The organism is Lacticaseibacillus hegangensis (genome assembly GCF_003946465.1).
GTDB lineage: Bacteria > Bacillota > Bacilli > Lactobacillales > Lactobacillaceae > Lacticaseibacillus > Lacticaseibacillus hegangensis.
On record NZ_RHOL01000041.1, the window covers coordinates 1 to 23836 of the forward strand.

Annotated in this window: 22 protein-coding genes and 2 tRNA genes; 11 read left to right on the top strand and 13 right to left on the bottom strand. The window is 58.1% G+C overall.

Translation table 11 applies throughout. From position 1 onward, the window contains the following. Positions 1–139: 139 nt before the first annotated feature. From EKM86_RS10965 to EKM86_RS10975, 3 genes are all read right to left on the bottom strand, one after another. Positions 140–212 (bottom strand) — tRNA-Ala (locus EKM86_RS10965). Positions 213–344: 132 nt separating this feature from the next. Continuing rightward, positions 345–417 (bottom strand) — tRNA-Ala (locus EKM86_RS10970). A gap of 508 nt (positions 418–925) precedes the next feature. After that, positions 926–2083 carry an MDR family MFS transporter gene (locus EKM86_RS10975; RefSeq protein ID WP_125757947.1) on the bottom strand — a complete coding sequence of 386 codons (1158 nt, stop codon included), beginning with the start codon at positions 2081–2083 and terminating at the stop codon, positions 926–928. A 195-nt stretch (positions 2084–2278) separates the two neighbouring features. On the opposite strand from EKM86_RS10975, the gene EKM86_RS10980 reads away from it, so the two are divergent. The 4 genes from EKM86_RS10980 to EKM86_RS10995 all read left to right on the top strand — a co-directional run bounded on the left by EKM86_RS10980 (position 2279) and on the right by EKM86_RS10995 (position 6311). Further along, a complete protein-coding gene (locus EKM86_RS10980; protein ID WP_125757949.1) occupies positions 2279–3118 on the top strand; it encodes an SbcC family exonuclease in 840 nt (279 codons plus the stop codon). Further along, positions 3111–4163 carry a hypothetical protein gene (locus EKM86_RS10985; RefSeq protein ID WP_125757951.1) on the top strand — a complete coding sequence of 351 codons (1053 nt, stop codon included), beginning with the start codon at positions 3111–3113 and terminating at the stop codon, positions 4161–4163. Before EKM86_RS10980 ends, EKM86_RS10985 begins: the two co-directional genes overlap by 8 nt. 96 nt (positions 4164–4259) lie before the next feature. Then, positions 4260–5093 (top strand): bifunctional hydroxymethylpyrimidine kinase/phosphomethylpyrimidine kinase, encoded by an 834-nt coding sequence (gene thiD, locus EKM86_RS10990; protein ID WP_125757953.1) that lies wholly within the window; start codon positions 4260–4262, stop codon positions 5091–5093. Between the two features lie 162 nt (positions 5094–5255). Next, positions 5256–6311: a hypothetical protein gene (locus EKM86_RS10995; protein ID WP_125757955.1), complete on the top strand. Its 1056-nt coding sequence runs from the start codon at positions 5256–5258 to the stop codon at positions 6309–6311. A 66-nt stretch (positions 6312–6377) separates the two neighbouring features. On the opposite strand, the gene EKM86_RS11000 is transcribed toward EKM86_RS10995, so the two are convergent. The 4 genes from EKM86_RS11000 to mutY all read right to left on the bottom strand — a co-directional run bounded on the left by EKM86_RS11000 (position 6378) and on the right by mutY (position 8940). After that, positions 6378–6917: a DUF308 domain-containing protein gene (locus tag EKM86_RS11000; RefSeq protein ID WP_125757957.1), complete on the bottom strand. Its 540-nt coding sequence runs from the start codon at positions 6915–6917 to the stop codon at positions 6378–6380. 63 nt (positions 6918–6980) lie between these two features. Then, positions 6981–7160, bottom strand: a complete 180-nt coding sequence (locus tag EKM86_RS11005; protein ID WP_125757959.1) for a hypothetical protein — start codon at positions 7158–7160, stop codon at positions 6981–6983. Continuing rightward, complete coding sequence (locus tag EKM86_RS11010) at positions 7160–7840, bottom strand: NAD(P)H-dependent oxidoreductase (protein ID WP_125757961.1); 681 nt, start codon at positions 7838–7840, stop codon at positions 7160–7162. The genes EKM86_RS11005 and EKM86_RS11010 overlap by 1 nt, the downstream gene beginning before the upstream one ends. Beyond that, on the bottom strand, positions 7837–8940 hold the full coding sequence (gene mutY, locus EKM86_RS11015; protein ID WP_125757963.1) for an A/G-specific adenine glycosylase: 1104 nt from the start codon (positions 8938–8940) through the stop codon (positions 7837–7839). The genes EKM86_RS11010 and mutY overlap by 4 nt, the downstream gene beginning before the upstream one ends. Before the next feature lie 96 nt (positions 8941–9036). Between mutY and EKM86_RS11020 the strand changes: the two genes are divergently transcribed. After that, positions 9037–9849: a Cof-type HAD-IIB family hydrolase gene (locus EKM86_RS11020; RefSeq protein ID WP_125757965.1), complete on the top strand. Its 813-nt coding sequence runs from the start codon at positions 9037–9039 to the stop codon at positions 9847–9849. Positions 9850–9881: 32 nt separating this feature from the next. Here the strand turns inward: EKM86_RS11020 and EKM86_RS11025 are convergent, their stop codons facing one another. The 5 genes from EKM86_RS11025 to EKM86_RS11040 all read right to left on the bottom strand — a co-directional run bounded on the left by EKM86_RS11025 (position 9882) and on the right by EKM86_RS11040 (position 15945). Further along, the gene (locus EKM86_RS11025; protein ID WP_125757967.1) at positions 9882–10529 is read right to left on the bottom strand and encodes a TetR/AcrR family transcriptional regulator; all 648 of its coding nucleotides are present in this window, start codon (positions 10527–10529) and stop codon (positions 9882–9884) included. A 148-nt stretch (positions 10530–10677) separates the two neighbouring features. Continuing rightward, entirely contained in the window at positions 10678–11337 is a 660-nt protein-coding gene (locus tag EKM86_RS11030) for a DUF4767 domain-containing protein (RefSeq protein WP_125757969.1), read from the bottom strand. 154 nt (positions 11338–11491) lie between these two features. Beyond that, positions 11492–11635 carry a hypothetical protein gene (locus tag EKM86_RS12425; protein WP_164506258.1) on the bottom strand — a complete coding sequence of 48 codons (144 nt, stop codon included), beginning with the start codon at positions 11633–11635 and terminating at the stop codon, positions 11492–11494. Positions 11636–11737: 102 nt separating this feature from the next. Beyond that, positions 11738–14833, bottom strand: coding sequence for an AAA family ATPase (locus tag EKM86_RS11035; protein WP_164506259.1), 3096 nt, complete (start codon positions 14831–14833; stop codon positions 11738–11740). Then, on the bottom strand, positions 14830–15945 hold the full coding sequence (locus EKM86_RS11040; RefSeq protein ID WP_125757973.1) for an exonuclease SbcCD subunit D: 1116 nt from the start codon (positions 15943–15945) through the stop codon (positions 14830–14832). The genes EKM86_RS11035 and EKM86_RS11040 overlap by 4 nt, the downstream gene beginning before the upstream one ends. A 111-nt stretch (positions 15946–16056) precedes the next feature. Here EKM86_RS11040 and EKM86_RS11045 point away from each other — a divergent pair, with 111 nt between their 5' ends. Beyond that, the gene (locus tag EKM86_RS11045; protein ID WP_125757975.1) at positions 16057–16683 is read left to right on the top strand and encodes an HAD family hydrolase; all 627 of its coding nucleotides are present in this window, start codon (positions 16057–16059) and stop codon (positions 16681–16683) included. 58 nt (positions 16684–16741) lie between these two features. On the opposite strand, the gene EKM86_RS11050 is transcribed toward EKM86_RS11045, so the two are convergent. After that, positions 16742–18364: an ABC-F family ATP-binding cassette domain-containing protein gene (locus EKM86_RS11050; RefSeq protein WP_164506260.1), complete on the bottom strand. Its 1623-nt coding sequence runs from the start codon at positions 18362–18364 to the stop codon at positions 16742–16744. A 466-nt stretch (positions 18365–18830) separates the two neighbouring features. Between EKM86_RS11050 and EKM86_RS11055 the strand changes: the two genes are divergently transcribed. The 5 genes from EKM86_RS11055 to EKM86_RS11075 all read left to right on the top strand — a co-directional run bounded on the left by EKM86_RS11055 (position 18831) and on the right by EKM86_RS11075 (position 23728). Continuing rightward, positions 18831–19406, top strand: coding sequence for an ECF-type riboflavin transporter substrate-binding protein (locus tag EKM86_RS11055; RefSeq protein ID WP_125757977.1), 576 nt, complete (start codon positions 18831–18833; stop codon positions 19404–19406). Between the two features lie 106 nt (positions 19407–19512). Continuing rightward, on the top strand, positions 19513–21219 hold the full coding sequence (locus EKM86_RS11060; protein ID WP_125757979.1) for an ABC transporter ATP-binding protein: 1707 nt from the start codon (positions 19513–19515) through the stop codon (positions 21217–21219). Further along, a complete protein-coding gene (locus EKM86_RS11065; RefSeq protein ID WP_125757981.1) occupies positions 21212–22036 on the top strand; it encodes an energy-coupling factor transporter transmembrane component T family protein in 825 nt (274 codons plus the stop codon). The genes EKM86_RS11060 and EKM86_RS11065 overlap by 8 nt, the downstream gene beginning before the upstream one ends. A 139-nt stretch (positions 22037–22175) precedes the next feature. Beyond that, positions 22176–23126 (top strand): Dyp-type peroxidase, encoded by a 951-nt coding sequence (locus EKM86_RS11070; RefSeq protein ID WP_125757983.1) that lies wholly within the window; start codon positions 22176–22178, stop codon positions 23124–23126. Between the two features lie 62 nt (positions 23127–23188). Then, the gene (locus EKM86_RS11075; RefSeq protein WP_125757985.1) at positions 23189–23728 is read left to right on the top strand and encodes an NADPH-dependent FMN reductase; all 540 of its coding nucleotides are present in this window, start codon (positions 23189–23191) and stop codon (positions 23726–23728) included. Positions 23729–23836: the final 108 nt, after the last annotated feature.

Below are 23836 nucleotides of genomic sequence, written 5' to 3' on the forward strand. Positions count from 1 at the left end.
TACCGATGCATGGCGTAACAGCCTAGACCACTATCAAGAATTCGTTATCATCGTTGCACTTGACTTGAAAATTGAGGGGCAAAAAAAGCCGATGCCCTCAGCAACTATGCTGATTGCACCGACGCCTTTTTTTGACTTCTGGATCCTACGTGACTTGAACACGCGACCTCCTGCATGCCATGCAGGCACTCTCCCAGCTGAGCTAAGGACCCCTTCTAAGTAATAGATTATCGAAAAATGGTAGCGCTGGCAAGCGTCTCGTATCGGGTTTTTACAATTTCTGCGGGATGGTCAAAGCAAAAAAAGATTGCTGTGCCTCCGAAGAGGCGCAGCAATCTTCACTCTGGATCCGATGAGATTCGAACTCACGACCTCTGCCATGCGAAGGCAGCGCTCTCCCAACTGAGCTACGGACCCAAAACACAAGACTAATTGTAGCATACCCGTCGCGGCTGTAAAGAAGATTTTGGGCGAAGGGTGGGTGAGAATAGAATCTAGAATCGTTGTTCCTCGGCACCTTGCCTAACTGGGCTACGAGTCAACAACGCCCACGCGCCTAGGCTACCTGTCCCCCTAAGTGCGCGAACCCTTCGCACCCTACTTAACTGGGCTCGGACTTGGCAACGGCCGAATGATTAGCTACGGCAACGACTTCGCCTGTTACACAGGCAAAGCCGCGGCCTAGGCTAATCATCAGCCTGAGTACGCCAAGTCTGTGCACCTTGCATCAAAAAAGGCCGCTGGGCAGCGGCCTGAGGAGTTGGCCAAGCGGTTTGGGGGACCACTTGGCGATTTTTACTTTGGAGGAGTAAAAATGAAAATTGGGTTGGGGTAGAAAGGCTTGCGCCATTTCTATGTTCTTATAATATCCATAAGTTGTGAAGAAAATATGAACATTTACAATATTAATTATGAATTGCATTAGTTATCTAACGGCGGCCGCTCGCCACGAGACAATCGCGATCGACACGTACAGAATAATCGCCAACCCAAGAAACAGCGGATGGTAGCCCACCGCCTCGATCACCAGCGCCCCGGCGAGCGGTCCAACCGCCCGACCCGCAGACGCAAACATTTGAACGTAGCCCTGAAAGCGGCCTTTTTCAGTCAGGTCGGTGTACATGTCCACGTAGGTCGCCACCGAGGGCAGCGCGAGAATCTCACCCAGAGTGAGCACCCCCATCGCCAGCACGAACATCCAGTACGAACGAGCCGGAATCAGCAGCAAAAAGGCGGTGCCAAACAGCGCAAAACCGACGCCGAGACGCAGCCGCAAGTGAGCCGTGAGCCAATCGTCAAACAGGGTCAAGATCGGCTGGCCGAGCACGATCAGCACGGCGTTGAAGGTCCACAAAAACGAGTAATTGCGCACGTTCATGCCCAGGCTCAGCATGAAGGTCGAAATGTTGCTCTGCCACTGCTCATACGCGACCCAGGTCAAAAATAATGTCGCAAGCAGCAGCATGATGTTGATCAGGTGTGGATTCCGCCGCGCGGCCTTCGCGGCTTTGACCCGTTCGGTGCTCGGCCGCGGCGTCACGTTGAAGTGCACCAGCGCCACCCCGAAGAACATGAGAAACATGACGAACGCCAGCGCGAAGATCCAGGCGATGCCCAGCGGCAGCACGTACCCGACGATCAGCGTGCCAATCACTAGGCCCAGATTTTGCATAAAGTACAGGACATTAAACACATAACTCGCGCGCCGGCTGGTCGAAAGCGTGGCAAACGAGTTGATCGCCGTGTTGACCAGGCCTGAGCCAAAGCCCATGACGACCAAAAGCAGCGGATAGGCCGGCCAGCCGTGCCAGAAAATCAGCGCAAGTGACGTGCCCACGTCCAGGGCGATCCCGGTCAAAATGGTGCGGTACGGTGACCAGCGGTCAAACAGGCGGCCGCCGATCAGGTTGCCCAGCATCATCGCCACGGAATTGAAAAACAACACAATCCCCGAAACGGTCAGCGACTCGCCGAGGTATTCGTGCATGTAGATTGTCGTCAGCGGCCAAATGAATGAAATCCCCGTGTTGGTGATCAAAGACCCCAGAAAAAGCCACTTGAGTGTGAGTGTTTTCTTCGCCATGCGCCCTTCCTCCTAAAGTCAGTCTGCTATTTATTTTATCCGGGCGCTGGCGCTTTGTCCGCCTAAATGGGCACATTCTCATTTTCAACGGTCATATTTCTGCGTTCTATAAGGAAACTTTTGATAACACCGGTTTCACCGACCTCACGGTTGCGGTAAACTGAACGTATCAGCTAAGAAGCGAGAGGAAATGCTATGACAGTAGAATCGAGCCTTAATTATCAAAATAACTTTTTTAATACATTCGCGCAGGCGTGGGCCGATCGGTCGACCTATCATCTGTATCAGGGAATCGATAAGACCGCCGAGACGCTGCGTCTGACATTGGCGGAAACGCCGGGTTACATCCTGGCTTATGACAAGTCCGCGGTGCACGAATTGCACGACTTTTTGCAGCAGGACTTCATCGCCTTTTTGCGCGAGCACATCCCGTTTTTTGAGGTGTCCGATCAGGGTGAGGTCTTCTTCGGCGACTGGTACCACCGCCGCCAGTTCGGCAGCATTGATGTCTTCGCCCGCAACATTGTACAGCGCACTGACGCCGAGCGCGCCATCCTGCCGCAGCTGCGTGCCTTTGCCAAGGATCCGGACCATTTTCTGGATCACCAGCTCGAAGCCATGCGCAAGGATACTTACCAGGAAGTCGACCGGCTGCACCGTCAGCTGGAAGACGCCGAAGCGGACGCGGCTGCCGACAACACCGCGCAGCCCGAGGCGACTGGCTCGCGGGTCCGCGGCTTTTTGAAGAGCTTCGTGGATCCCGACCAGGACCAAAGCAGTGCGCCGGCGCACAAGCCGGCCGGGCCAGATCAAAGTCAGCTCAAGGCCCGCTTTGACTCCGCCAAGGCCAGCGCCGATGAAGCCTTCGATGCGCAGAAGCGCCAGCTCCAGGTGGGCGCCGCAATCACGCGTTACGAGTACCAAGCGGTCACTTCCAATTACAGCTCCGTTGACCAGTTTGAAAATATTCTGGGCAGCCTGCAGGATGACTTCATGCAGGCACTGGCGCTGAAGGAGGAACAGGCTAATGCTTAATTTTAAAGATCAAGAGATCACCAAAATCGCCACGAGTGACTTGAACGCGCGACAAGCCCGCGACGCGATCACCATCGCCTACAGCAAGCGCATGGCCTTTCTGCGCAACGATCCGCTGTGGCAAGGCAACCTGCCTGCCATCCAGGCCGAGACCCTCAGCTACACCGCGCTGATGGCTGACAAGCTGCTCGAAGCCCTGCGCTCCAGCAAGCAAATCGACAACACCTTTGCCGAGCGCCTCTGGTTTGAGCCGCAAGTAGGCGACGGCGATCACAGCACCATCACGATCTATCTGGCCAGCCCGGACAAAAACACCGAGCTTATGGCCATCGACGGCGCGCTGACCCCGAATGGCCGCTTGGTCGCCAAGAACCTGCCAACTCTGCTTCAAATCACCGCTAAAGACCCTGACCTGGGGTACACAGACGGCGAGCTGCAGGCGCTGGCGGCCATGATCAAAGTGCTATACACCGCAGATTTCAGCTTCGCCACCATTGACGAAACCGTCCTGCAGCCAGTCGACGGGCTGAGTTTTGCCACCAAGTTCGACAACTCCAAACCGCTGTCGACCACTGTGGAAATTAAATCTTCCGGCAACATTAAAGTCGCCGTGCCCCTAGATCACGGCAGCGTGGTCAGCTACCAGGTGCTGGACGACAACGGCCACGACTGGAAGGACCTGGGCGCCGACGACATTGCTGACGACACCTTGACCTGGGCCTCCACCACCATCCCGAACGAGCTGGTCGGCGCACATCTGCGCCTGCAAGTGAACGTGCTGGCGGCGGAGAACTCCCCGGCGCTGGACGAATTGTTCGTGATTGCGTCCAACAACGCGATTTTGATGCGCCAGGCCGGCCGTGGTGCCTACGCCCTCGACCTGCCGAACCACAACGTGCTCAACATCAAGCTGGACACGGAAAATAACCGCATTGTCCTGCACTACCCGGAACCGACTGTCCACGTGATCGAACTGAACCATCAGTATCCGTTCTTCGGGCAGTGGCTCAAGGCCGTCCTGCCTCAGCGGCGGGCATTCAACTAAAAGCCGAAACAAAGCGCCTTAACGGGCGCTTTTCGTTTGCTTATTTTGGATAACCTTGTACAATTAAGTCCGATACTGATCTGAAGGGGCGAGAATATGGCAAACGAATTACCACAAGTAGCGACCATCGCGGGGGTCGACAGCGATGGCAGTGCCGGGGCACAGGCCGATCTGCACAGCTTTTTCATGCGCGGCACCTATGGCACATTGATTTTGACTGCTGCAGTCGCAGGCAACTCCTACGGTATTCACGATAGTCAGGTGATGCCGCTGTCGTTCATCGACAGCCAGTTCAAGGCGGTCGGCGAAGACTTAAAGATCCGCGCTGCGAAAACCGGCATGCTGGCAGACGCGGCGGTCATCAAGAACGTCGCGGCCAACCTGCAGAAGTACGACTTTGGCCCGCTCGTCCTGGATCCTGTGATCTCCACCAAGCACGGCAACATGCTGCTGGAGACCGAGGCTTTCGAGACCCTCAAGACGGTGCTGATCCCGATGGCGGATGTGATCACCCCTAACTTTTACGAGGCCGAGCACCTGACCGGCATGAAGCTGAGGGACAAGGACGCGATCATCAAGGCCGCCGAAGCGATTCATGACATGGGCGCCAAGAACGTGATGCTCAAAGGCCGCCACGATTCCGCAACCCAAACCGAAGTCAGCGACTATGTGCTGCTGGATTCCGGCAAGCGCTTCTGGCTGACCGGACCGTACTACGACACCGAGCGCAAGAACGGCACCGGCGACACCCTCAGCGCCGTCATCACCGCCGAACTGGGCAAGGGCACCGACCTTGAGGACGCCATCCGGCTCGCCAAACATTTTGTCGACACGGCCATCGCGCATGAGATCCCGGTCGGCCATAAGTTTGGGCCAATCAATCACTGGGCCAACCCATTGGTCCAGCCGAAAACAGATCCTCAGGCCTAACCTGAACTTAAAGAGGCCCACTCACCGAAGGCGCGTGCGAGCGGGCCTTTTGAGTTCCCTGCTAACAATGCTGTCACCTGTTTCCCTTAAAGGTTAAACCGCCTTCAAAAACGTGATATAGTACAATCAATCATCACCATTTTTGGGAAAGGGGAAATTCCTATGAAACGACCAGTTGCCCTGTTGATCACGATCAGTGTCGCGCTTGCGGCGGGCATTGGTCTAGTCGTTCACCATCAGCTCAGCCAAACCGATGCGGCCGCCCGTTCAGTGCAGCGTGTGACCGAGGCGACGCAGGCGCTGCACAAGCCCGCCTTCATTGCCGACCCCAAAAGCAATTTGGCCAGCGCCTACTTGAATCAGGCGAATTACGCCTACCAGCAGGCCGAACGCCACCACACCGCGCTGAGTGCGCACCAGAAGGTCATTTTAAAGGCAGCCGCCCAGCAGCTGAAAGACGCCAAGCTCTACGTCGCCATCCGCTCCGAGGCTTCGGCGGTGCTCGGCCCCACCCAGGTCATCACCGACCAGAAGTACGACAGCACCACGCTCGAGCGGGCCTTCCGAACGCTTGAGGCGGCCAATATAAAGTACGCAGCCGCCGCGAAAACTCCGGTGACACTGGTCTCGCTTCAAACCGCGGCCCTGGCTAAGTTGCGCGCTGCCCAACGCCGGCCCGCCACCGCGCAAACAGTCGCGGCGGCAGAGGCGGCAATCGCGGAGGTGCCGGTGGCAGCCTTTAAGCAGACCTACACCCCAATCGCCGAAAGTCTGAAACAGGAGGAAAAGGTCGCACCCAACCCGCCAGACGCTAACGCGGCCGAGCCCCAGGTCCCAGAGCAGGCAGCGCCTGCCGCACCGGCCAAGCAAGCCGAAAATGGTCAGACAACCAAAGCTGCCCCGGCAGCCAAGGGTTCAGCCCAACCTGCGAAGACCCCAGCCGAGGAGCAGCCTCCGAAGGCGCCCACCGGGCCCGAGGCTGATTCGGCCTCAAGCCAACAGCAAGCACCAGCCGCTTCGGTCAGTGACGCCGACCGCGCTCTGATCGGCATCGGTGGCCTGTTCGACACCATGCATGAGGCAGAAACCGCAATGAAGGCTGCTCAAGCTGCCGCCGGCTCCAATCGCCAGGCCAGCGCCTATTCGATTCAGTTTAGCGACGGCTCGATCCACTACACCTGGAGCTGGCTTGAAAGTGATCCGATCCCGGCGCCTTAAGTTAGACAGTAGAAAAAGCCGCCCCGAAAATTTTTCGGGGCGGCTTTTTGCGTAGGCCAGCGTGAGTTAGTGACGGCGGCCACGCAACGCGTCGACCAGTTCCAGAATGCCCATCACAATGAGCATCGCGCCAACGACTTGCAGCAGCGCCATGATTGACCGAAACGGGTTGAACAGCAGCACAAACCCGCAGATGGCCACGATCAGCCCGTAAAGGATCGTCGGAAACGGCGAAACATTCACGTAAACCTGGCGATCACGCGCTGTGATGATCCGCGAGATCCCGTACACCACCAGCATTAGGCCAATGACAATCGGCAGCAGCGACAGTGCCGGCCGCAGCAGGACGGCCACGACCATCGCGCCGATCAGCAAACCGCCGCCGCGCCACAGCGCACTTTGACTTTCCAGCGTCCCTCGCTGGGCGCGCACCGCATCGATGAAGGCGCCAAGGGCGAGCAGCAACATGCCGCCTAACAGCACATACTTCACCACGTGGTACACCGAAGTCGGCGCCAGCAGGAACCAGACGCCGACCAGGGCCAAGATCAACGCTCTCAGCCAGGCGTAACGCGTCAATTTTTCAACGGTATTTCGCATCGCCATCAACCTCTCTTTAACTCAAGCCTAACACCTTGAAGTCCTTGGCCCATCAGCCCTAGGTTGGATTTACCAGCGGCGGTGGTCCCAAAAGCGCCCGTCGACCTCGCCTTGGGCCTGATCCAAGCGGGTGGCCTGCTCCTGGATAAACGCCTGAAGAGCCGTGAAAAAGGCCCGGTCCTCGTAATCTTTGGACTGCTCTGCCAAGGTATTGGCCTGGTCAAGCAGCCATTTTGTGGTTTCGTCCATCAGTCCGCCTCCCCTTCGCGCAGCTCGGCAATAGTCTGCCGCAAGCTGGTCAACTGATCCTGACGCTCCGCCAGCGTGGACGCCATCAGCGCAGCCGTTGAATCTGCTTTCCCCCTGGCTGCTAATTCGGCTAGAAACCAGGCCGCCTGATCCGCGAAGCGGGCGGGTTGCGGCACCGTCAGGTACTGCTGATAACGGGTGAAAAGATGTGCCCGCTGTTCTTCGGTCAAGTAGCTGAATTGGGCAATCTCAAGCGGCGCCAGCAGCGTCAGTCCAGTTTTACGCGCCAGCGCCTGGTACGGACTGAGCAAGGTGGACATTGAAACGCCTTCACTGCCGCCGATTTGGTAGGCCTGCTTAGGCTGGCTGTATGACACCACCAGCCCAAGCGTTTTGCCAGTGAGCTTGCCGCCGGTTTCGGCGTACGCAAACCCGCGCGTCCACACGGCCGCAAGCCACTGGTGCAGGCTGGCCGGAGCCTGGTACCAGTACAACGGAAACTCGAAGATCAGACGGTCCGCCGCCTGGATCAGCGCCTGTTCGGCGGCAACATCCAGCGGGTTGATTTCATCCAGGTGATGCCAGGTGGCTCCCTTGACACCAGCCGCACTGGCCTTTAAAAACTGCTGCGTCGGCGAATCCGCAATTGTCGGATGGCTGACAATGATCAATGTGTTCACAAGGCACCTCCCGCTTTCAGCGCAGCCACTAATTTTTTCTGCACGGTCGGCAGCGCGAGCTTTTCAAAGTCAGCCGCCTTGACCCATTTGGCCGGCAGCACCGCCAAGTCGAAGGCGGCACTTTCCGCTTCGACCAGCGTCAGCTGCCACTGCTGGTGAGTGAATGTGTGCCGCACCGGCTTGGCCCCGGCATCCGCAAACTTCAGCGCGACCCCGGACAGCGCCGCGAACTGTGCGGCCGCCTCTATCAGCTGATCAACTTCCAGCGCTGCTTCAAGTTCACTGCGGTCGATCAGCGGAAACATCCACAGGTCCGCCAGCATCCCCGTGCGCGGCCGTTGCACCAGCAGGTAGCCCTGCGGCGAGTGAATCACCAGCGCAAAATAAGGCACCACCACTGGTTTTTTCTTTTTGCTTTTGACCGGGTAGTCCAGGACGGTATCGCTCAGGTAGCTCTGGTCGAACGCGGCCAGCGGCGAGTGCGCCGGGTCCGGGTCCTTCGCGCGCATGTAGCTGCTGCCCAGGTCCATGATGGCCTGGTTAAAATCCCCCGGCCGCTGCGGGTCGATCAGCTGGCGGATCAGCTGGTCAAACACCTGACGGGTCTGGGGCTTCGCGATGTCCGCGTCAATCTTAAACAGCCGGGCAAAGACGCGAAACGCGTTGCCGTCGATGGCCGGCTCGGGCTGGTTGAAGGCGATGCTGGCGATGGCGCCAGCCGTGTACGGCCCAATGCCTGACAGCTGCCGCAGCTCGGCAGCTGTGTGCGGAAACTCGCCGCCGTAGTCCTGCACGACCTGCTTGGCCGCCTGCTGCAGGTGCCGGGCGCGCGAGTAGTAACCCAGGCCCTCCCAGGCCTTCATCACCTGGTCCTCTGGCGCCTGCGCCAAGGCTGCAACGGTCGGGAACCGCTGCAAGAAATGATTGTAGTACGGAATCACCGTGGCCACTTGCGTCTGCTGCAGCATCGTTTCCGAGAGCAATATGTGGTACGGATCGTGGTCCCGCCGCCATGGCAGGTCCCGCTTTTCCTGATCGTACCAGTCCAGCAGCGCCTTGCGGAAGGCCGCGATTTTTTCCTCTGACCAATTCAGTGCCATGAATTCACCTCAAAGCTAGTTTAACGTACCGGTCCCTTATGCAAGCGGTCTCATGCTTTGCTATAATGAAACTACTAACGAAACGGGGGAACGCTTATGACAATTCGCATGATCGCACTGGACATCGACGACACGCTTTTGACCTCGACCCACCAGATCCTGCCCAGCACCAAATCGGCGGTCCAAGACGCGGTTGCGCGCGGCATCAAGGTGGTGCTGTGCACCGGCCGCCCGCTTGCCGGCGTGCAACCGTTTCTCGATCAGCTTGAACTTGCCGGCGACGACCAATACGTCATCACGTATAACGGCGCTGTGATCGAGTCGCTTACCGGCCGCGTGGTCGCCAAGCACCTGCTCGACAATGCCGCCTACCGCGAAATCACCGCCCTGGGGCAAAAGCTTCACCTGCCGACTAATGTGCTGGACGAGCACTCCACGATTTACACCGCGGACCGTGACGTTGACTGGTGGATTGTCGAGCAGGCGGCTGAAAACCAAGCCGGGCTGAAGATCCGCAACCCCGACGACCTGCCGACTGATTTTGCCATTGCCAAAGGCGCCTATGTCGGCGAGCAGACGCTACTGGACCAGGCCGAACCAGCTGTGCGCCAGGCGCTGGGCGAGCGCTTCTACGTCGTGCGCGCAGGCCGCAATTTTCTCGAGGTCATGGACCCGCAGGTGAACAAAGGGCAGGCGTTGCGCGACTTGGCCCAGGTCCTCGACCTGAGCCTCGCTGAGGTCATGGCCGTGGGCGACGAAGGCAACGACATTGCCATGTTCGATGTCGCAGGCCTGCCAGTCGCCATGGGCAACGGCAGCGCCGAGGCCAAGGCCCACGCCAAGGTGATCGCCGGCACCAACGATGAAGGCGGCCTGGGCGAAGTAATCCGCCAGTACGCACTGCAATAACTGACCAGTCAGCCCCCCAAAGGCTGGCTTTTTTACTGCTGATAAAGCACGGTCAGCTCCCCGGCCAGCGCCGTGACCGCCCGCTGGGTGACCGCTTGGGTCAAAAGCTTTTTTGCGGGCGCCTCGTCCAGCAGCGCCAGCGTCAAAATCCGCAGCAGGTGCTTCAGGACCGGCTTGGCCCCATTGGCCCCGATTTGCGCCGGGCGGTTCAGCCCGTCCGCCGTTTTGCGGATCATCGCCAGAAACAAGGCGACATCGATCGTGTGAAACACGCCGCGCGCCATTCCTTCGTTCAGGTAGGCGGCCAGCCGCTCCTCCCACGCGTGCAAGGCGGCCTCGACGCGGCGCTGCTGCTCCGGATAGGCGTGCGCGAGGTCGGCCAAAAATACCGGGCTATTTGACCCCAGCAGCATCAGCTCGGTCAGCAGCCAATGCGGCAGCGCCTGCACGGTCCACGCGGCGGCCGGCGCCTGGCCCTGCGCATTGGCCAGCGCCACGAACTGATCGACCACGGCTGAAACAACCGCATCGCGACTGGAAAAGTAGAGATAAAGCTTGCCGCGGCTGACTCCGACGGCTTTGGCCAGCGCGGCCATCGACTGGCCCGTCAAGCCATTACGAAGAAAAATTCGGTTGATCCGCGCCACCAGCTCTTGGTGTCGCGTCTGTTCGTCTGTCATCGCTGCCTCCGTTTAACTGAGTCGATTATACCCCTGACGCCTACTGCTCAACAAATTGGACAGGAATGATTCAATCTGTTTAGCACCAGTAATCCGCGCTCAGCAAAAAGGCCAGCGGTAAGCGCTGGCCTGAAGTACCTGATTGCGCCTATTGCGCACTTTGCCCTGTCGCAATGCGCTGAAAGTTGGTGCGCAGTGCGGTGTTCTGCGTTTCGCCGGCAGAAGGCGCACCATCGCGGCTTTGGTCCACCAGCACCACCGGCTGACCGTTGTGGAACGCAAAGAAATAGGTGATGCGATTCGGCAGTGGCGGCTCAGTGCCATCGTAGTTATAAATCGCGACCACGTTGTAACTGCTGTCGCCGGTGCCATCCGGACGCCAGGCGAGCTGATTTGGTGTGCCATTAACGAGTTCTTCTGAAAACGCCGTGGGGTACGCGATTCCCACCGATGTTTGCAGCGGATGAATGCCATCGAATTTAGTATAAGACTGACCCATGGTTTTCTCCCAAGAGGCGATAAAGCTGGCCAGCGCCGCGTCCTTGGTGCCGTCCCAAGGCGTCGCCGGCTGTGAGCTGCTTGCTGAGGCCTTACTGCTGGCACTGCTGCTCTGCTTGCCGGCTTTGGCCTTGCCGCTAGTCTTACTGCCCGACTTGGCCTTCGCACTTTTCTGGCTGCTGGATTTGACCTTGGCACTTTTGGCCGGCTCAGTCGCATCCGACTTTTTGGCCTGCTGCCCGCACCCTGCCATGACCATTAGGCTCAACAGCGCCACCCCGACGATTCCCCAATGCTTTGTTTTACTCATCCTAACTCCTCCATCTCCTGTTCAAAGGACAAATAATAAACATTACACCTACTTATAATTAAGCTGATTGCCATTGTCAACTATCTGGCAGCCTCAGGTCACGCCAGGCATAAAAAATAGCCGCCATTACTGGCGACTACAAAGAGTTTTAAAATTACTTGTCATCCTCGAGCTTCTCGGCTTCTTTGTCGATTGTGGCAAACCCTGACTCAGTCTTCTTCACTGGGTGCTCGGCACGCTTCTTTTCAACTTCTTCGATCAGCGCTTTGCGCTCCTGTTTACTAAGCTTTCCTGCCATTATTCTCGCCTCTTTTACAGTGGCATAGAGCTGAGAATTTAACTTCTCAACACGTTCAGTGTACCACTTTTGGGTATAATTAGCACCCGAACGCGTCAGTTGCTAATGGTCGCTTGCATGGATCGCCTTCAGCGTGCTTTCCCCAGTTCCAGAGGCTTTGACCTGCAGCTGATCGGGTACACTCGCTCGCAGCTCAGCCACGTGACTGATGATACCGACCATGCGCACCTTCCCTTCGATGGTCCGCAGCGCCTCGATGGCCGTGTGCAGGCTGGCCTGATCGAGCGACCCAAAGCCTTCGTCCACAAACAGCGCGTCAATCGACACTCCGCCGGCATCGTGCTGGATCACTTCACCCAGCGCCAGCGCTAGACTCAGTGCCGCAATGAAGCTTTCACCGCCAGATAGCGTGTGAACGGAGCGCGTCGCCCCGACTTGATCGTCAAAGACATCTATCTCAAGGCCGGAATCGTTGCGGTGGCTGCCAGGCTCTTGGTGCAGCTGGAATTGGTACCGCCCGTCTGTCAGGTTGCTCAGCCGCCCGTTGGCCTCGGTCAGCACCTCCTGCAGGTACGCCCGCAGGACAAACCGTTCCAGCGATAACTTGCGCTCGTTGTTCCCGTTCATGACCGCAGCTAAGGCGCTCAGCGAGTCCGCCTGGGTTTGCGCCGCTTGGTTTTGTGTGTATGCTGAGTCGATTTGTGCCAGCAGGTGCTGGTCCTGGTCCAAGGCACTTTGGGCCGTGGCCAGATCCGCTTGAGCCTGGCTCTGCGCCGCACTGGCGGCGTCGCGCGCCTGACCCAAAGCGGTCAGGTCAGGGGCTTGGGCCTCCCCAATCTGCTGCTTTGCCTGCTTCAGCAAGGCATTTTGCGTCGTGGTTGCTGTCTTGGCCGCCTCCAGAGCCGCCTTGATCGGCGTGATTTGATCGATCTGGTGTCGCAGCTCGGCAAACACAGCCGGGGTAGCGCCATCAAGGTTGGCTGCCACTGCCTCTTCAAACGCCGCCTGCGCCGTCGCCAAAGAGGTCTTGGTTTGCGCCTGCTGGCTGACCTGCGCGGCCTCGGTCGCCTTGGCGCTCGCCACTGCCTGTTTGGCGGTGCTCAGAGCCGTTTCATTTGCAGCCTGGTCATCGGCAAACGCCTTCAGCTTGGTTTGCAACCGCGTTTGCTCCGCCGTAAGCGCCGACAGCGCCGGCGTGTCTTTGGGCAGCGCCTCCTGCGCCGTCTTCAAGGCAGACTGGGCCCCGGTCAGGCCCGCATCCGCCTGGTGAAAAGCATCATCGGCCTGCTTGAGAGTTGCCTCGACACTTTCCTGATCGGCTTTCAGCTGGTCCGCCTGCTGCTGCAACTGTGTCAGCTGCCGTTTTTGATCGTCGGCTTTTTCCTGCAGATTCTTAACTCGATCTGCCAGCTGCTGGAACGCCTGCTCTGGATTATCGTCTGACGACAGTTGGGCTGCCAGCGCCTGCTCCTGATCGACAAGCTTGGCCACAGTGGTTTGAGCCTGCTCGAGATCCGCCTTACTTTTAGCCAAGTCTGATTGCGCCTTTTGCCGGGCGTAATCAGCGGCGTCCACTTCGTCGTCGCTCACGATTGCCGTCGCAGCGGCAGCCGCGGGGTGCGGATGGTCGAGGCTGCCGCAAACCGGGCAGGCCGCCCCGGGCGACAACTGCGCCGCCAAACTCGCGATTTGCGATTGCAGCTGCGCGTCATGCAGCTGCGTGTATGCCGCCTGGGCCGCTTCTGCCGCGCTCGTGGTGGTGGCCACCCAGTCTTGGGCGTCCTTCACCTCGTTCTGTGCTTCCTTCAACTCCTTGCCGACATGGCGCCACTGGTCATGCACGGGCTTCAGCGAAGCCAGTCGTTGCGCCTGCGTCTGAAGCGCGGCCGTCTGATCGTCTTGCGTCAGCTTGGCGATGGCCTCAGCATTTTCTACCAGCGCTGCCTTCGCCGCGGCGACCGCGGTCTGCGTTGTCTGCTGACGGGCCAGCGCCTGCGCACGCTGCGCTTTGGCCTTATCTAGCGCCTTCGTGAGGTCGGCCACTCGCTCCAGTTGCGGCCGGATGCTGCTCAGCTCGGTTTCACGCTTACTTGCCGCCGCCATCTCGTCCGCTTGCGCATCAAGCGCCTGCTTGATTTGCTCAGCCGAAGCCACCGCCTGTTCAGCCTGCTTCAGTGCGTCTGCAGTGTGCGCTAGCGCCGCTTCCAGCTGCGTTAACTCGGTCTGCTGGGCGGTGAGGCGATCCGCGTCGCCGGTATGGGCGGCGACCCACTCGAGCTTAGTCAGCAGTTTTGCCTTGTCGGCGCGGGCCGGCGCATCGGCCGCAAGCTGGGCCAGCGCCGCCTGCGCCGTCTGCGCCTGCTCAAACGCCCGCTGCAGCTGCTGCCCATTTTGGTAGGCCGCATTGGCCTGTTCGTACTTGGTCCTTGCTTGCTTCAGCACAGCCGCCTGGGCATCTTGCTGTGCGGTCAATGCCGCTGCGGTGGCCTTCATCGCAGCAATTTGGTCGGTCAGCGAGGCGCCGTCCGCGGGTGTTGTGTCCGCAGTGTAGGTGAACTGCTCCGCCAGCGTGTGCAAGCGGTCTGAAGCTTGCTTGACCTTGGCCGAAGCGTCCTTGGCCTGCTGGTTCATCGCGTCCTGCCAGCGAGCGAACAGGTTCGTGCCAAATAGCCGCTCGAGCAACTTGCCCTTATCATCGGAATTGGCGTCGAGAAACTGTCGGAACTGGCCCTGGGGCAGCAAAATGATCTGTCGAAACTGAATCGCGTCCAGGTGCAGCAAGTCGTTGATGCGTGGGGCGATGTCCCGCTTTTTGGTCCACTGACCGGCTTCCAGACCGTCTTTAAACACCGTGAGGCACACGTTCATCGGTTTGTTCGTGACCCCGCCCTGCTTTTTGGCCAGCGTCTGCGCCGGCTCGCGCCAAATCTCGTAGTCTTTGTCGCCGTGGTGAAAACGCAGTGTCACGCGCGTTTTTTGCGCCGGGGTGGCAAAATTGGCGCGCATCTCATCCCCGCTGCGCTGGTCGCCTGACGTGTCGCCGTAAAGCGCGAAGACTATGGCGTCAAAAATCGTCGTCTTGCCGCTGCCGGTGTTCCCACTGATCAGAAACAGCGGTGTATCGGCAAAGCTGTCAAAGTCGACCGTCGCGTCTCGATACGGCCCAAAGTATTCCATCCGCAAAGTCTGCAGCTTCATTTCTTTTCCTCCCCCGCTTTCGCCAGCGCGGCTTTGGCCCATTCCATCTGTTGCTCGCTGAGCTCACTGCCGGTCACCTGCTGGAAAAAGTCGCCAAGCAGTTTCGTCGGCGCCAGCTTCACGTCCGTGTGGGCAACCTCTCCAAGATCCACATGGGTCTCCCGTTTCAGCTCGATCAGTCGAGGGAAAACTTGACGCAGTTTCGCCATGACATTAGGAATCACCTCAACATCGGTCAGCTTCACTGCCGTGTAGGCGTCGAGCTCCTCAGCCGAAAAATTAGTCGGATCGGCGAAGCGCGCAAAACTGCCAGTCAGCTGCTGCAGGTCGTGCAGCGGTGCCAAGCTGACAAACCGGCGCTGCATGGTATCCGTGTCGATGATGTAGACGCCTTTTTCTTGGACGGCTTCGGACACGGAAAATTTCAAAAGCGAGCCGGCATACTGCACTTTAGGATCATCAAGCGCGTGGCGATTGTGTAAATGGCCCAGGGCCACATAATCAAAGGCTTGCAAATCGGACACAGCAACCGCATCCAGGCCCCCGACGTTGACCAACGTCTCGGAATCCGAGTGTTTGCTCCCCGCCGCAAAAAAGTGCCCGACCAGAATGTGCCGCTTGTCCGGTGCAAACTGTTTCTGCATTTTTTCGACGACCGGTGGCATCGCCTTGTTGATGTTCGTCAGGCTGTCATCTTTAAAGTAGTCGCGCGCGGCGAACGGCTCAAAATACGGCAGCAGGAAAAACTGCGTGTCTTCGAGCTCAACGGGTGTGAAGGCGTCCTTGAGTTCCGTGCGCATGTATAGCTTAGTGGATTCATACCATTGCTGTCCCGTGCCCAGCCGCACGCCGGAATCGTGGTTGCCTGAGACCACCAAGAGGGGAAAGCCTTCCTTGCGGTTCAGGCGGTACAACATGTGGTTAACGCGGTCGACTGAGTCCTCACTCGGATTGGCCCGATCGTAAAGATCACCCGCGATAATGATCGCGTCCACGTGTTCCTTTTTAGCGGTCTCGACCAGCTTCTCGAACACCGCGTCCTGATCTTTTGCCAAATCAAACCCGGCCAGGTTCTTCCCAATATGCCAATCGGCAGTGTGCATGATGCGCATGTGCAGGCCCCCATTTCTAAGTTCAATTCAAACAGTTGTTCGCCCCGCTGTCAACGCATTTTCCCATACTTGGCAGCGCTTTTTCGGTATACTTGACCCAGGAGGACAAACATGAAAACTTTCATCTTCGACATCGACGGCACCCTGATTGATTCGCCCAACATGTACCTGCACGGCTTGCAGCAAACCATGCGCCGCCACGGCAAAGATTACGCGCTGCCAGACCTGACGTTCTCAAACGGCGTCTCGTCCGTCGAAACCATGACGCGCTTGGGCTTTACCGACCCCAGCGCGAACGCGGCGGCAATTGAAGAGTGGATCAACGACTCGATGCAGTTCGCCGATTTATCCGGCTGGATCCCAGGCTTTCCGGGGGTGTTGACCCAGCTGCGGCAGGCCGGCGCCAAGCTCGGCATTGTCACGGCCAAAAGCGCGCACGAATTCGCCCTCGACGACGCCCGCTACCACTACCGCCGCTACATCGACACCTGGGTCACCGCCGGGCAGGCCAAGCGAGACAAGCCCGCCGGCGACCCGATCCTGCTGGCGGCCAAGCGGCTCTCAGCCGACCTGAACGACCTATTATATGTCGGTGACACCGTAGTCGACGCACAGGCGGCGCATGACGCCGACGTCGCGTTCGGCCTGGCGGGCTGGACCACGCCTGAACCGACCTCAGCGTTTGAGCCAATTGCCTACCGCCTGACCGCCCCCAGCGACCTGCTCGATCTGATATAAAAACGCGCCGCACGTTCGCCGCCCATTGAAACGGGCGGCAAAGGTGCGGCGCGATTGCTTAATAGATGCCTTCGACTTGCGCCTGCGCAACTTCGTGGGCCATGAATTCGTCATAGCTGGTGTCGGCACGGTCGACAATGCCTTTTGGTCCGACCTCGATGATGTGGTCGGCGATGGTCTGGATAAACTGATGGTCGTGACTAGTGAAGACCAACGAGCCCGGAAAATCGATCAGCGCATCGTTCAGCGCGGTGATGCTTTCCAAATCCAAGTGGTTAGTCGGATCGTCGAAGAGCAGTACGTTGGCCTTGCTCAGCATCATTTTGGCCAGGTAGGCGCGGACTTTTTCGCCCCCGGACATCACCGGCGTCTTTTTCAAGACATCATCGCCGCGAAACAGCATCTGGCCGAGGAACCCGCGCAGGAAGGTGTTATCAGACTCCTCCTTGCTGGCAAACTGCCGCAGCCATTCGAGAATGTCCAGGCGCTCGTCGGCAAATTCCGGGTTCAGGTCGCGCGGCATCGAGGCGCGGCTGGTGGTCACGCCCCAGGTCACGCTGCCCGTGTCCGGCTGCATGGTCCCGGCCAGAATCTGCATCAGCACGCTGGCCGTGACATCGGAGCGCGAGATTAGCGCGGTTTTATCGCCAGGCCGCAGGATGAACGACACGTTGCTGAGAATCTGCTCGCCGTCGATGGTCTTGGCCACATTTTCCACCCGCACCAGGTCGTTGCCGATCTCGCGCTCCGGGGTGAACTTGATGTACGGATACTTGCGGCTTGACGGCTTGATGTCGTCAAGAGTGATCTTGTCCAGCTGCTTCTTGCGCGAAGTCGCCTGCTTGGACTTGGAGGCGTTGGCGGAAAACCGTGCAATGAAGTCCTGCAGCTGCTTGATCTGTTCTTCCTTCTTGGCGTTTTGCTGGGAGCGCAGCTGTTGGGCCAGTTTGGAACTTTCCAGCCAGAAGTCATAGTTCCCAACAAACAGCTCGATCTTACCGAAATCGACATCACACATCTCAGTGCAAACGGCGTTGAGAAAATGCCGGTCATGGCTGACGACCAGGACCGTGTTTTGGTAGTCGGCGAGAAAATCTTCCAGCCAGGCGATGGTCTGCGGGTCCAGCCCGTTGGTCGGCTCGTCCAACAGCAGCACGTCCGGCTTGCCGAACAGGGCCTGCGCCAGCAGCACCTTGACTTTTTCGCCTTCCGGCAGCTCGGCCATTAGCGTCTGGTGCTGCGCCTCTGGGATCCCCAGGCTTTGCAGCAGCTGGCTCGCATCGGATTCGGCGTTCCAGCCGTCCATCTCGGCGAACTCGCCTTCGAGCTCAGCGGCGCGGTTGCCATCGGCCTCGGTGAAGTCGGCTTTTTGGTATAGCGCATCCTTTTCCGTCATCACTTCATACAAGTGCGTGTAGCCCTGCAGCACGGTGTTCAGGACGGTTTGATCATCAAAGGCAAAGTGGTCCTGCTTCAGCGAACTCATCCGCTCATTGGGATCCAGCGCCACGGTGCCAGTGGTCGGCGTCAGTTGGCCTTCCAGTATGCGCAGGAAGGTGGACTTGCCGGCCCCATTGGCCCCAATAATGCCGTAACAGTTGCCCGGGGTGAACTTCAAATTAACGTCAGAATACAAGGTCCGATCGGAAAAAGTCATCGAGACGTTGGAAACAGTTAGCACTTCGCTACCTCGCTTTTCTTCTATAGATGCAATTCATTCGCACAATCATACCAAATGGCCGCAGGTTTATCAACGGCCGGCTTTGGCATGGAATAACGAATTAATCGCATGATAGCGTTCTTATTGTTCGCTTATTGTTTTGACATTTTTCGCTTAGACTGCTAAGCTATTGACATCGTCAGTCGGTACTGAGAAATAGTAAGGCAGTCTCCTTTCCGCAAAGAGAGTGATCCAATTGGTGCAAGGATCATCGAAAAGTCTGCAAGAATGGCTCTCAGCAGGTGGTGCCGCGCGCCTTAAGCGCTTCGAGTGGTCGCGTTTGCGGCAACTTAGGTGGTACCGCGCAGCGTCGTCCTAAGCAATTGCTTAGGACGGCGTTTTTTGATTGACGATGGGGTTGGCCGTTCACCCGCTCGCCCAGTTTGGGCCGGCGTACATTAATTATTTTCTTAGGGGGAAATGCCTTATGGCAAAAAACAAGCAATCATCTAATGAGTTATTCAGTGTGCGAACCGTGGTCGCAATCGGCATCGGCACGGCGATCATCTTCATTCTCAAGCGCTGGGTCTCGATTCCGACCGGTTTCCCGAACACGAACATCGACACCTCATACGGCTTCTTAGGCTTCATGAGTGTCCTCTTCGGCCCGGTTGCTGGCTTCATCATGGGCTTTCTCGGCCACGCGCTGAACGACTTCACCCAGTACGGCACCCCGTGGTGGACCTGGGTCTTCACCACTGGATTGGTCGGCGGAGTGATTGGGTTGTTTTGGAAACGGCTCGACGTGTCCAAAGGCGACTTTGGCAAAAAGAAGCTCATCGGTTACAATGTAGTGTCTGGATTGACCAACCTGATCGCGTGGGCGGCCATTGCGCCAACGCTTGACGTGCTGGTTTATTCTGAACCGGCGAACAAGGTTTACATCCAGGGCCTGATCTCCGCTGTGTCCAACATCATCTCCGGCGCGGTCATCGGCTCCATTCTGCTGGCGGCGTATGCAGCTTCGCGGACGCGTAGTGGGAGCTTGAAGAAGGAAGACTAATCTCCGCTTCAACGATTAGCTAAACACAATAAAAACTACGCCAATTACCCACTGCGGCGCCAGGCGAACCCGCTTGGCGCCGCAGTTATTGTGAGAAAGGATACCCATGAGCAAACCTGCGATCATTTTCGATCACGTCACCTACCAGTACGACAGCCAGGCTGAGCCGACGCTGCACGACATCAACTTAACCATCAACCAGGGCGAAAAAGTGCTGATCATCGGCCCCAGCGGCTCCGGTAAGTCGACGCTGGGCAATCTGATCAACGGCCTGATCCCGCATGCCATCCCCGGCAAAATCACCGGTCAGGTAACGGTGATGGGCCAAGATGTCGAAAACTCAAGTCTGTTTGACCTGTCGCTGCACGTCGGCACTGTGCTCCAGGATCCGGACAGTCAGTTCGTCGGCCTGACCGCCGCCGAGGACATCGCCTTTGCCATGGAAAACGACGCGACACCGCAGGCCGAAATGAAAACGCGAGTCCGCCAGTGGGCCACCACCTTGGGCATCAAGGATCAACTTGGCCAGTCCCCGCAGGCGCTCTCGGGCGGGCAAAAGCAGCGTACGGCCATGGCCGGCGTCCTGGTCGACGAAGGTGATGTCCTGCTGTTCGACGAGCCGCTGGCTGCGCTTGACCCGGCCACCGGTAAGCAATCGATCGAACTGATCGACGACCTCCACCGCCGCCTGGGCATCACAGTCGTCATTATTGAGCACCGGCTCGAGGAAGTCCTTGCGCAGCCGGTCGACCGCGTTATCGTGATGCAAGACGGCCGGATCATCGCCAACGAAACGCCCGAGGCACTGCTGAAAACCCCGCTGCTGCGGGAAATCGGCCTGCGCGAACCGCTGTACCTCGAGGCGCTGGATCTGGCCGGTATCGACTTCAACGACACCACCGGCATCACCTCGGTGAATACCATCGAGGCGCCCAATCTGAAGCAGAAGCTGAGCGACTGGCTAACCGGCGAGCCGGCCCACCAAAAGCCTGCCGGCCTGAAGCCCCTGCTGGCCATCAAGGACCTCACCTTTGGCTACCCCAAGGGGCCCAAGTTGTTCGACCACTTTGATCTGACCATTAACCGCGGCGACATGCTTGCCCTGGTCGGTGAAAATGGCGTCGGCAAAACCACCCTCAGCCAGCTCATCACCGGCTTCGTGAAACCCGATGCCGGCACGATGACCTTCGCCGGCGCCGACCTGGCCACCCAGTCCGTCAAGGAGCGCGCTGACCAGATCGGCTACATCATGCAGGACCCCAACCAGATGATCTCGAAGATCAAAATTTTTGACGAGGTTGCCTTGGGTCTGACCCTGCGCGGCGTCGATGAGGCCACCATCAAGGCCAAGGTCGAAGACGCGCTCAAGATCTGCGGCCTTTACCCGTTCCGCAATTGGCCGATTTCCGCGCTCAGTTTTGGGCAAAAAAAGCGGGTCACGATTGCGTCCATTCTGACGCTGTCCCCGCAGCTGTTGATTCTCGACGAGCCGACTGCCGGCCAGGACTGGCGCCACTACACCGCAATGATGCGCTTTTTGGAGAAGCTGAACCGCGACTCCGGCATCACCATGCTGCTGATTACCCACGACATGCACCTGATGCTTGAATACGCGACGCGCACCGTGGTACTGGGTCACTCCGGCATTTTGCTTGACGCCGAGCCCGCGAAGGTGCTGACGGAGCCGGCCATCATCAAGCAGGCCCGGCTGGCGGAAACCTCGCTGTACACGCTGGCCAAGCGGATGGACATGGATCCATTCGCCTTCACCGCCGCCGTAATCGCACACGAAAGGCAGGAACGTCATGTCTAACTTATTCGGTTTTGATGGCGGCGACACCTGGCTGCACCACCTCAGCGGCGCAACTAAAATGCTGGCCTTTGTCGGCATTTCGATCATCGCGATGGCCAGCTACGACCTCCGCTTCACCGCAGCAATCATGGTCATGTCCCTGATCCTCTTTTACCAGGCCAAGATCAAGTGGTCCCAGGTCAGCCTGGTCGTGAAGATCATCACCGCCTTTTCGCTGCTGAACCTCATCACTGTGTACCTGTTTTCGCCCGAGTACGGGGTGCAGCTTTACGGCACGCGGCACCTGCTGTTTGGCAGCGGATACCTGACAGTAACTTCGGAGCAGCTGTTTTACGAGCTGAATCTGCTCAGCAAGTACATCGTCACGGTGCCGCTGGCGCTGATTTTTCTGATCACCACCAACCCGTCGGAGTTTGCGGCCAGTCTGAACAAAATTCACCTGTCCTACAAGGTGTCGTACTCGGTTGCCCTGGCGCTGCGCTACATCCCGGACATTCAAAACGTCTACCACCAGATTTCGCTGTCCCAGCAGGCCCGCGGCTATGAGCTGTCGAAAAAGGCCAAGTTCTCCCAGCGCCTGAAGGGGTCCGCACAGATCCTGATGCCGCTGATTTTCTCCTCGCTGGACCGCATCGATACCGTCAGTCAGGCGATGGAGCTGCGCCGGTTTGGCCGCAAGAAGCACCGGACCTGGTACATGGATCATCCCTTTGCTTGGCAGGATTGGCTGACTTTGGCCGGCACTGCGGCAATCATTTTGATCGGCGCCTGGCTCTTCAAAGTCAACGGTGGCCGCTTCTACAATCCGTTTCGGTAACCCCTGAACCAGCCCGTGGCGGCTGGTTTATTTTTGCCCTTTTAAATTGTGCAAAATTTGCTATGCTTAATTGGTGCCGCTTACAACTTCGCTATGCTATTCTGGATTTTGAAAGCATACTCATTTGGAGGGGATAACCATGCCAATCGATTTGACTCGCGTTCAAGACGTCTACAAGGACGCCGGCGACAGCATTATTTTTGTCACGATGAACCTCAACCGTCAGGACCAGGCCAGCGATCTGGCGGCGGTGCAAGATCTTGCCGAACACCTGCCGGCTTTTATCAACAGTATGAACATCCGCTACCCTGATGCCGGCTTGGCCGTTGCGTTCGGCTTCTCCCGCAGCGCTTGGGATTACCTTTTCCCGACGGCGAAGCGCCCAGCTGAGCTCGAGGAGTTCCACGCGATCCACGGTCCCAAGCACACCGCCGTCGCGACCCCAGCCGACCTGTTTTTCCACCTGCGGGCGCGCAACTCCGCCGTGCCGTACGAATTGCTGTCGGAGATCATGACGCGCATCGAAGCCAACGTCACCACCCTGGATGAGACCCACGGCTTCCGTTACTTCGAGGGTCGCGCCATCATTGGGTTCGTCGACGGCACCGAAAACCCGAACGCGTTGCAGACGCCGGAGTACGCCGTGATTGGCGATGAAGACCAGGATTTCATTAACGGCTCCTATGCCTTTGCCCAGAAGTACCGCCACGACCTGGCAGCCTGGGAGAAACTCAAGGTCGAACAGCAAGAGCAGGCCATCGGGCGCAAGAAGTTCAACGATATCGAACTTGAAGAGCACGAGAAACTGCCGAACGCTCACAACATCGCCTCGCAGGATAACGAAGGCGGGGTCGAACATAAAATTGTGCGCATGAATGTCCCGTTCGCCACCGCCGCGAAGGACGTCAAGGGCACCTACTTTATCGGCTACGCCCGCCACTGGACCGTCACCAAGCGCATGCTTCAGAACATGTTCGAAAAATCCGACCGCCTGTTGGATTTTTCCACGCCCGAAACCGGCGAGGTCTTCTTCATTCCGTCCCAGGACACCCTGGCCCAGATTGCTGACAGTGAATTACCGCAAGCCTAAACTTGCAACAATCCGGCTGCGCCTTGATAATGGAGACATTAACTTTGAAATGAGGCGCAAACATGCTAAACCTTGTCGGAATTGTCGGCAACAACTGGTCGGGCTCGACCAATCGCCAGCTGCTCCAGTTCATGAAGACCCGGTACGCGGCGCAATTCTCCCTGACGCTGCTGGAAACCGGCCAACTGCCACTGTTTTCCCAAGACGACGAAACCCACCCCACTGAGGCGGTGCAACACTTCCGCCACGCCATCGCGGCCGCAGATGGCGTGATCATTGCCACCCCGGAGCACAACCACAGCATCCCCGCGGTGCTGAAAAACGCCCTAGACTGGTGCTCACGCGTTGAACATCCGCTGACTGGCAAAAAAGTCATGATCGTCGGCTCCGCGCTGGGCCCGATGGGTACCGTTCGCGCCCAGGGTCACCTGCGCCAGATCCTGGACTCGCCCGGGCTGGCCGCCCAGGTGCTGCCCGGTAATGAATTCCTGCTGAGCAAGGCGCACGACCAGTTTGACGCGGTCGGGACGCTGACCAATCAGGCCACGATTAAGTTTCTGGACGAATGTGTCACGCACTACCTCGCCTTTTTAAACGCTTAAAGCCAAAAGTGATGATCCCGCGATCATCACTTTTTATATGAAACAGAACTTGATTTTGAGTACACCAAATACACCTACTCGAAATCTCAAAAAAATACAGGTATACTA

Excerpts from the sequence above, each read along its gene's own strand:
- EKM86_RS10980 (WP_125757949.1), top strand. The coding sequence starts at position 2,279 with ATGACAGTAGAATCGAGCCTTAATTATCAAAATAACTTTTTTAATACA.
- mutY (WP_125757963.1), bottom strand. The coding sequence starts at position 8,940 with ATGGCACTGAATTGGTCAGAGGAAAAAATCGCGGCCTTCCGCAAGGCG.
- EKM86_RS11030 (WP_125757969.1), bottom strand. The coding sequence starts at position 11,337 with ATGAGTAAAACAAAGCATTGGGGAATCGTCGGGGTGGCGCTGTTGAGC.
- EKM86_RS10985 (WP_125757951.1), top strand. The coding sequence starts at position 3,111 with ATGCTTAATTTTAAAGATCAAGAGATCACCAAAATCGCCACGAGTGAC.
- EKM86_RS11045 (WP_125757975.1), top strand. The coding sequence starts at position 16,057 with ATGAAAACTTTCATCTTCGACATCGACGGCACCCTGATTGATTCGCCC.
- EKM86_RS11000 (WP_125757957.1), bottom strand. The coding sequence starts at position 6,917 with ATGGCGATGCGAAATACCGTTGAAAAATTGACGCGTTACGCCTGGCTG.
- thiD (WP_125757953.1), top strand. The coding sequence starts at position 4,260 with ATGGCAAACGAATTACCACAAGTAGCGACCATCGCGGGGGTCGACAGC.
- EKM86_RS10995 (WP_125757955.1), top strand. The coding sequence starts at position 5,256 with ATGAAACGACCAGTTGCCCTGTTGATCACGATCAGTGTCGCGCTTGCG.
- EKM86_RS12425 (WP_164506258.1), bottom strand. The coding sequence starts at position 11,635 with ATGGCAGGAAAGCTTAGTAAACAGGAGCGCAAAGCGCTGATCGAAGAA.
- EKM86_RS11060 (WP_125757979.1), top strand. The coding sequence starts at position 19,513 with ATGAGCAAACCTGCGATCATTTTCGATCACGTCACCTACCAGTACGAC.
- EKM86_RS11005 (WP_125757959.1), bottom strand. The coding sequence starts at position 7,160 with ATGGACGAAACCACAAAATGGCTGCTTGACCAGGCCAATACCTTGGCA.
- EKM86_RS11075 (WP_125757985.1), top strand. The coding sequence starts at position 23,189 with ATGCTAAACCTTGTCGGAATTGTCGGCAACAACTGGTCGGGCTCGACC.
- EKM86_RS11040 (WP_125757973.1), bottom strand. The coding sequence starts at position 15,945 with ATGCGCATCATGCACACTGCCGATTGGCATATTGGGAAGAACCTGGCC.
- EKM86_RS11035 (WP_164506259.1), bottom strand. The coding sequence starts at position 14,833 with ATGAAGCTGCAGACTTTGCGGATGGAATACTTTGGGCCGTATCGAGAC.
- EKM86_RS11055 (WP_125757977.1), top strand. The coding sequence starts at position 18,831 with ATGGCAAAAAACAAGCAATCATCTAATGAGTTATTCAGTGTGCGAACC.
- EKM86_RS11065 (WP_125757981.1), top strand. The coding sequence starts at position 21,212 with ATGTCTAACTTATTCGGTTTTGATGGCGGCGACACCTGGCTGCACCAC.
- EKM86_RS11020 (WP_125757965.1), top strand. The coding sequence starts at position 9,037 with ATGACAATTCGCATGATCGCACTGGACATCGACGACACGCTTTTGACC.
- EKM86_RS10975 (WP_125757947.1), bottom strand. The coding sequence starts at position 2,083 with ATGGCGAAGAAAACACTCACACTCAAGTGGCTTTTTCTGGGGTCTTTG.
- EKM86_RS11025 (WP_125757967.1), bottom strand. The coding sequence starts at position 10,529 with ATGACAGACGAACAGACGCGACACCAAGAGCTGGTGGCGCGGATCAAC.
- EKM86_RS11070 (WP_125757983.1), top strand. The coding sequence starts at position 22,176 with ATGCCAATCGATTTGACTCGCGTTCAAGACGTCTACAAGGACGCCGGC.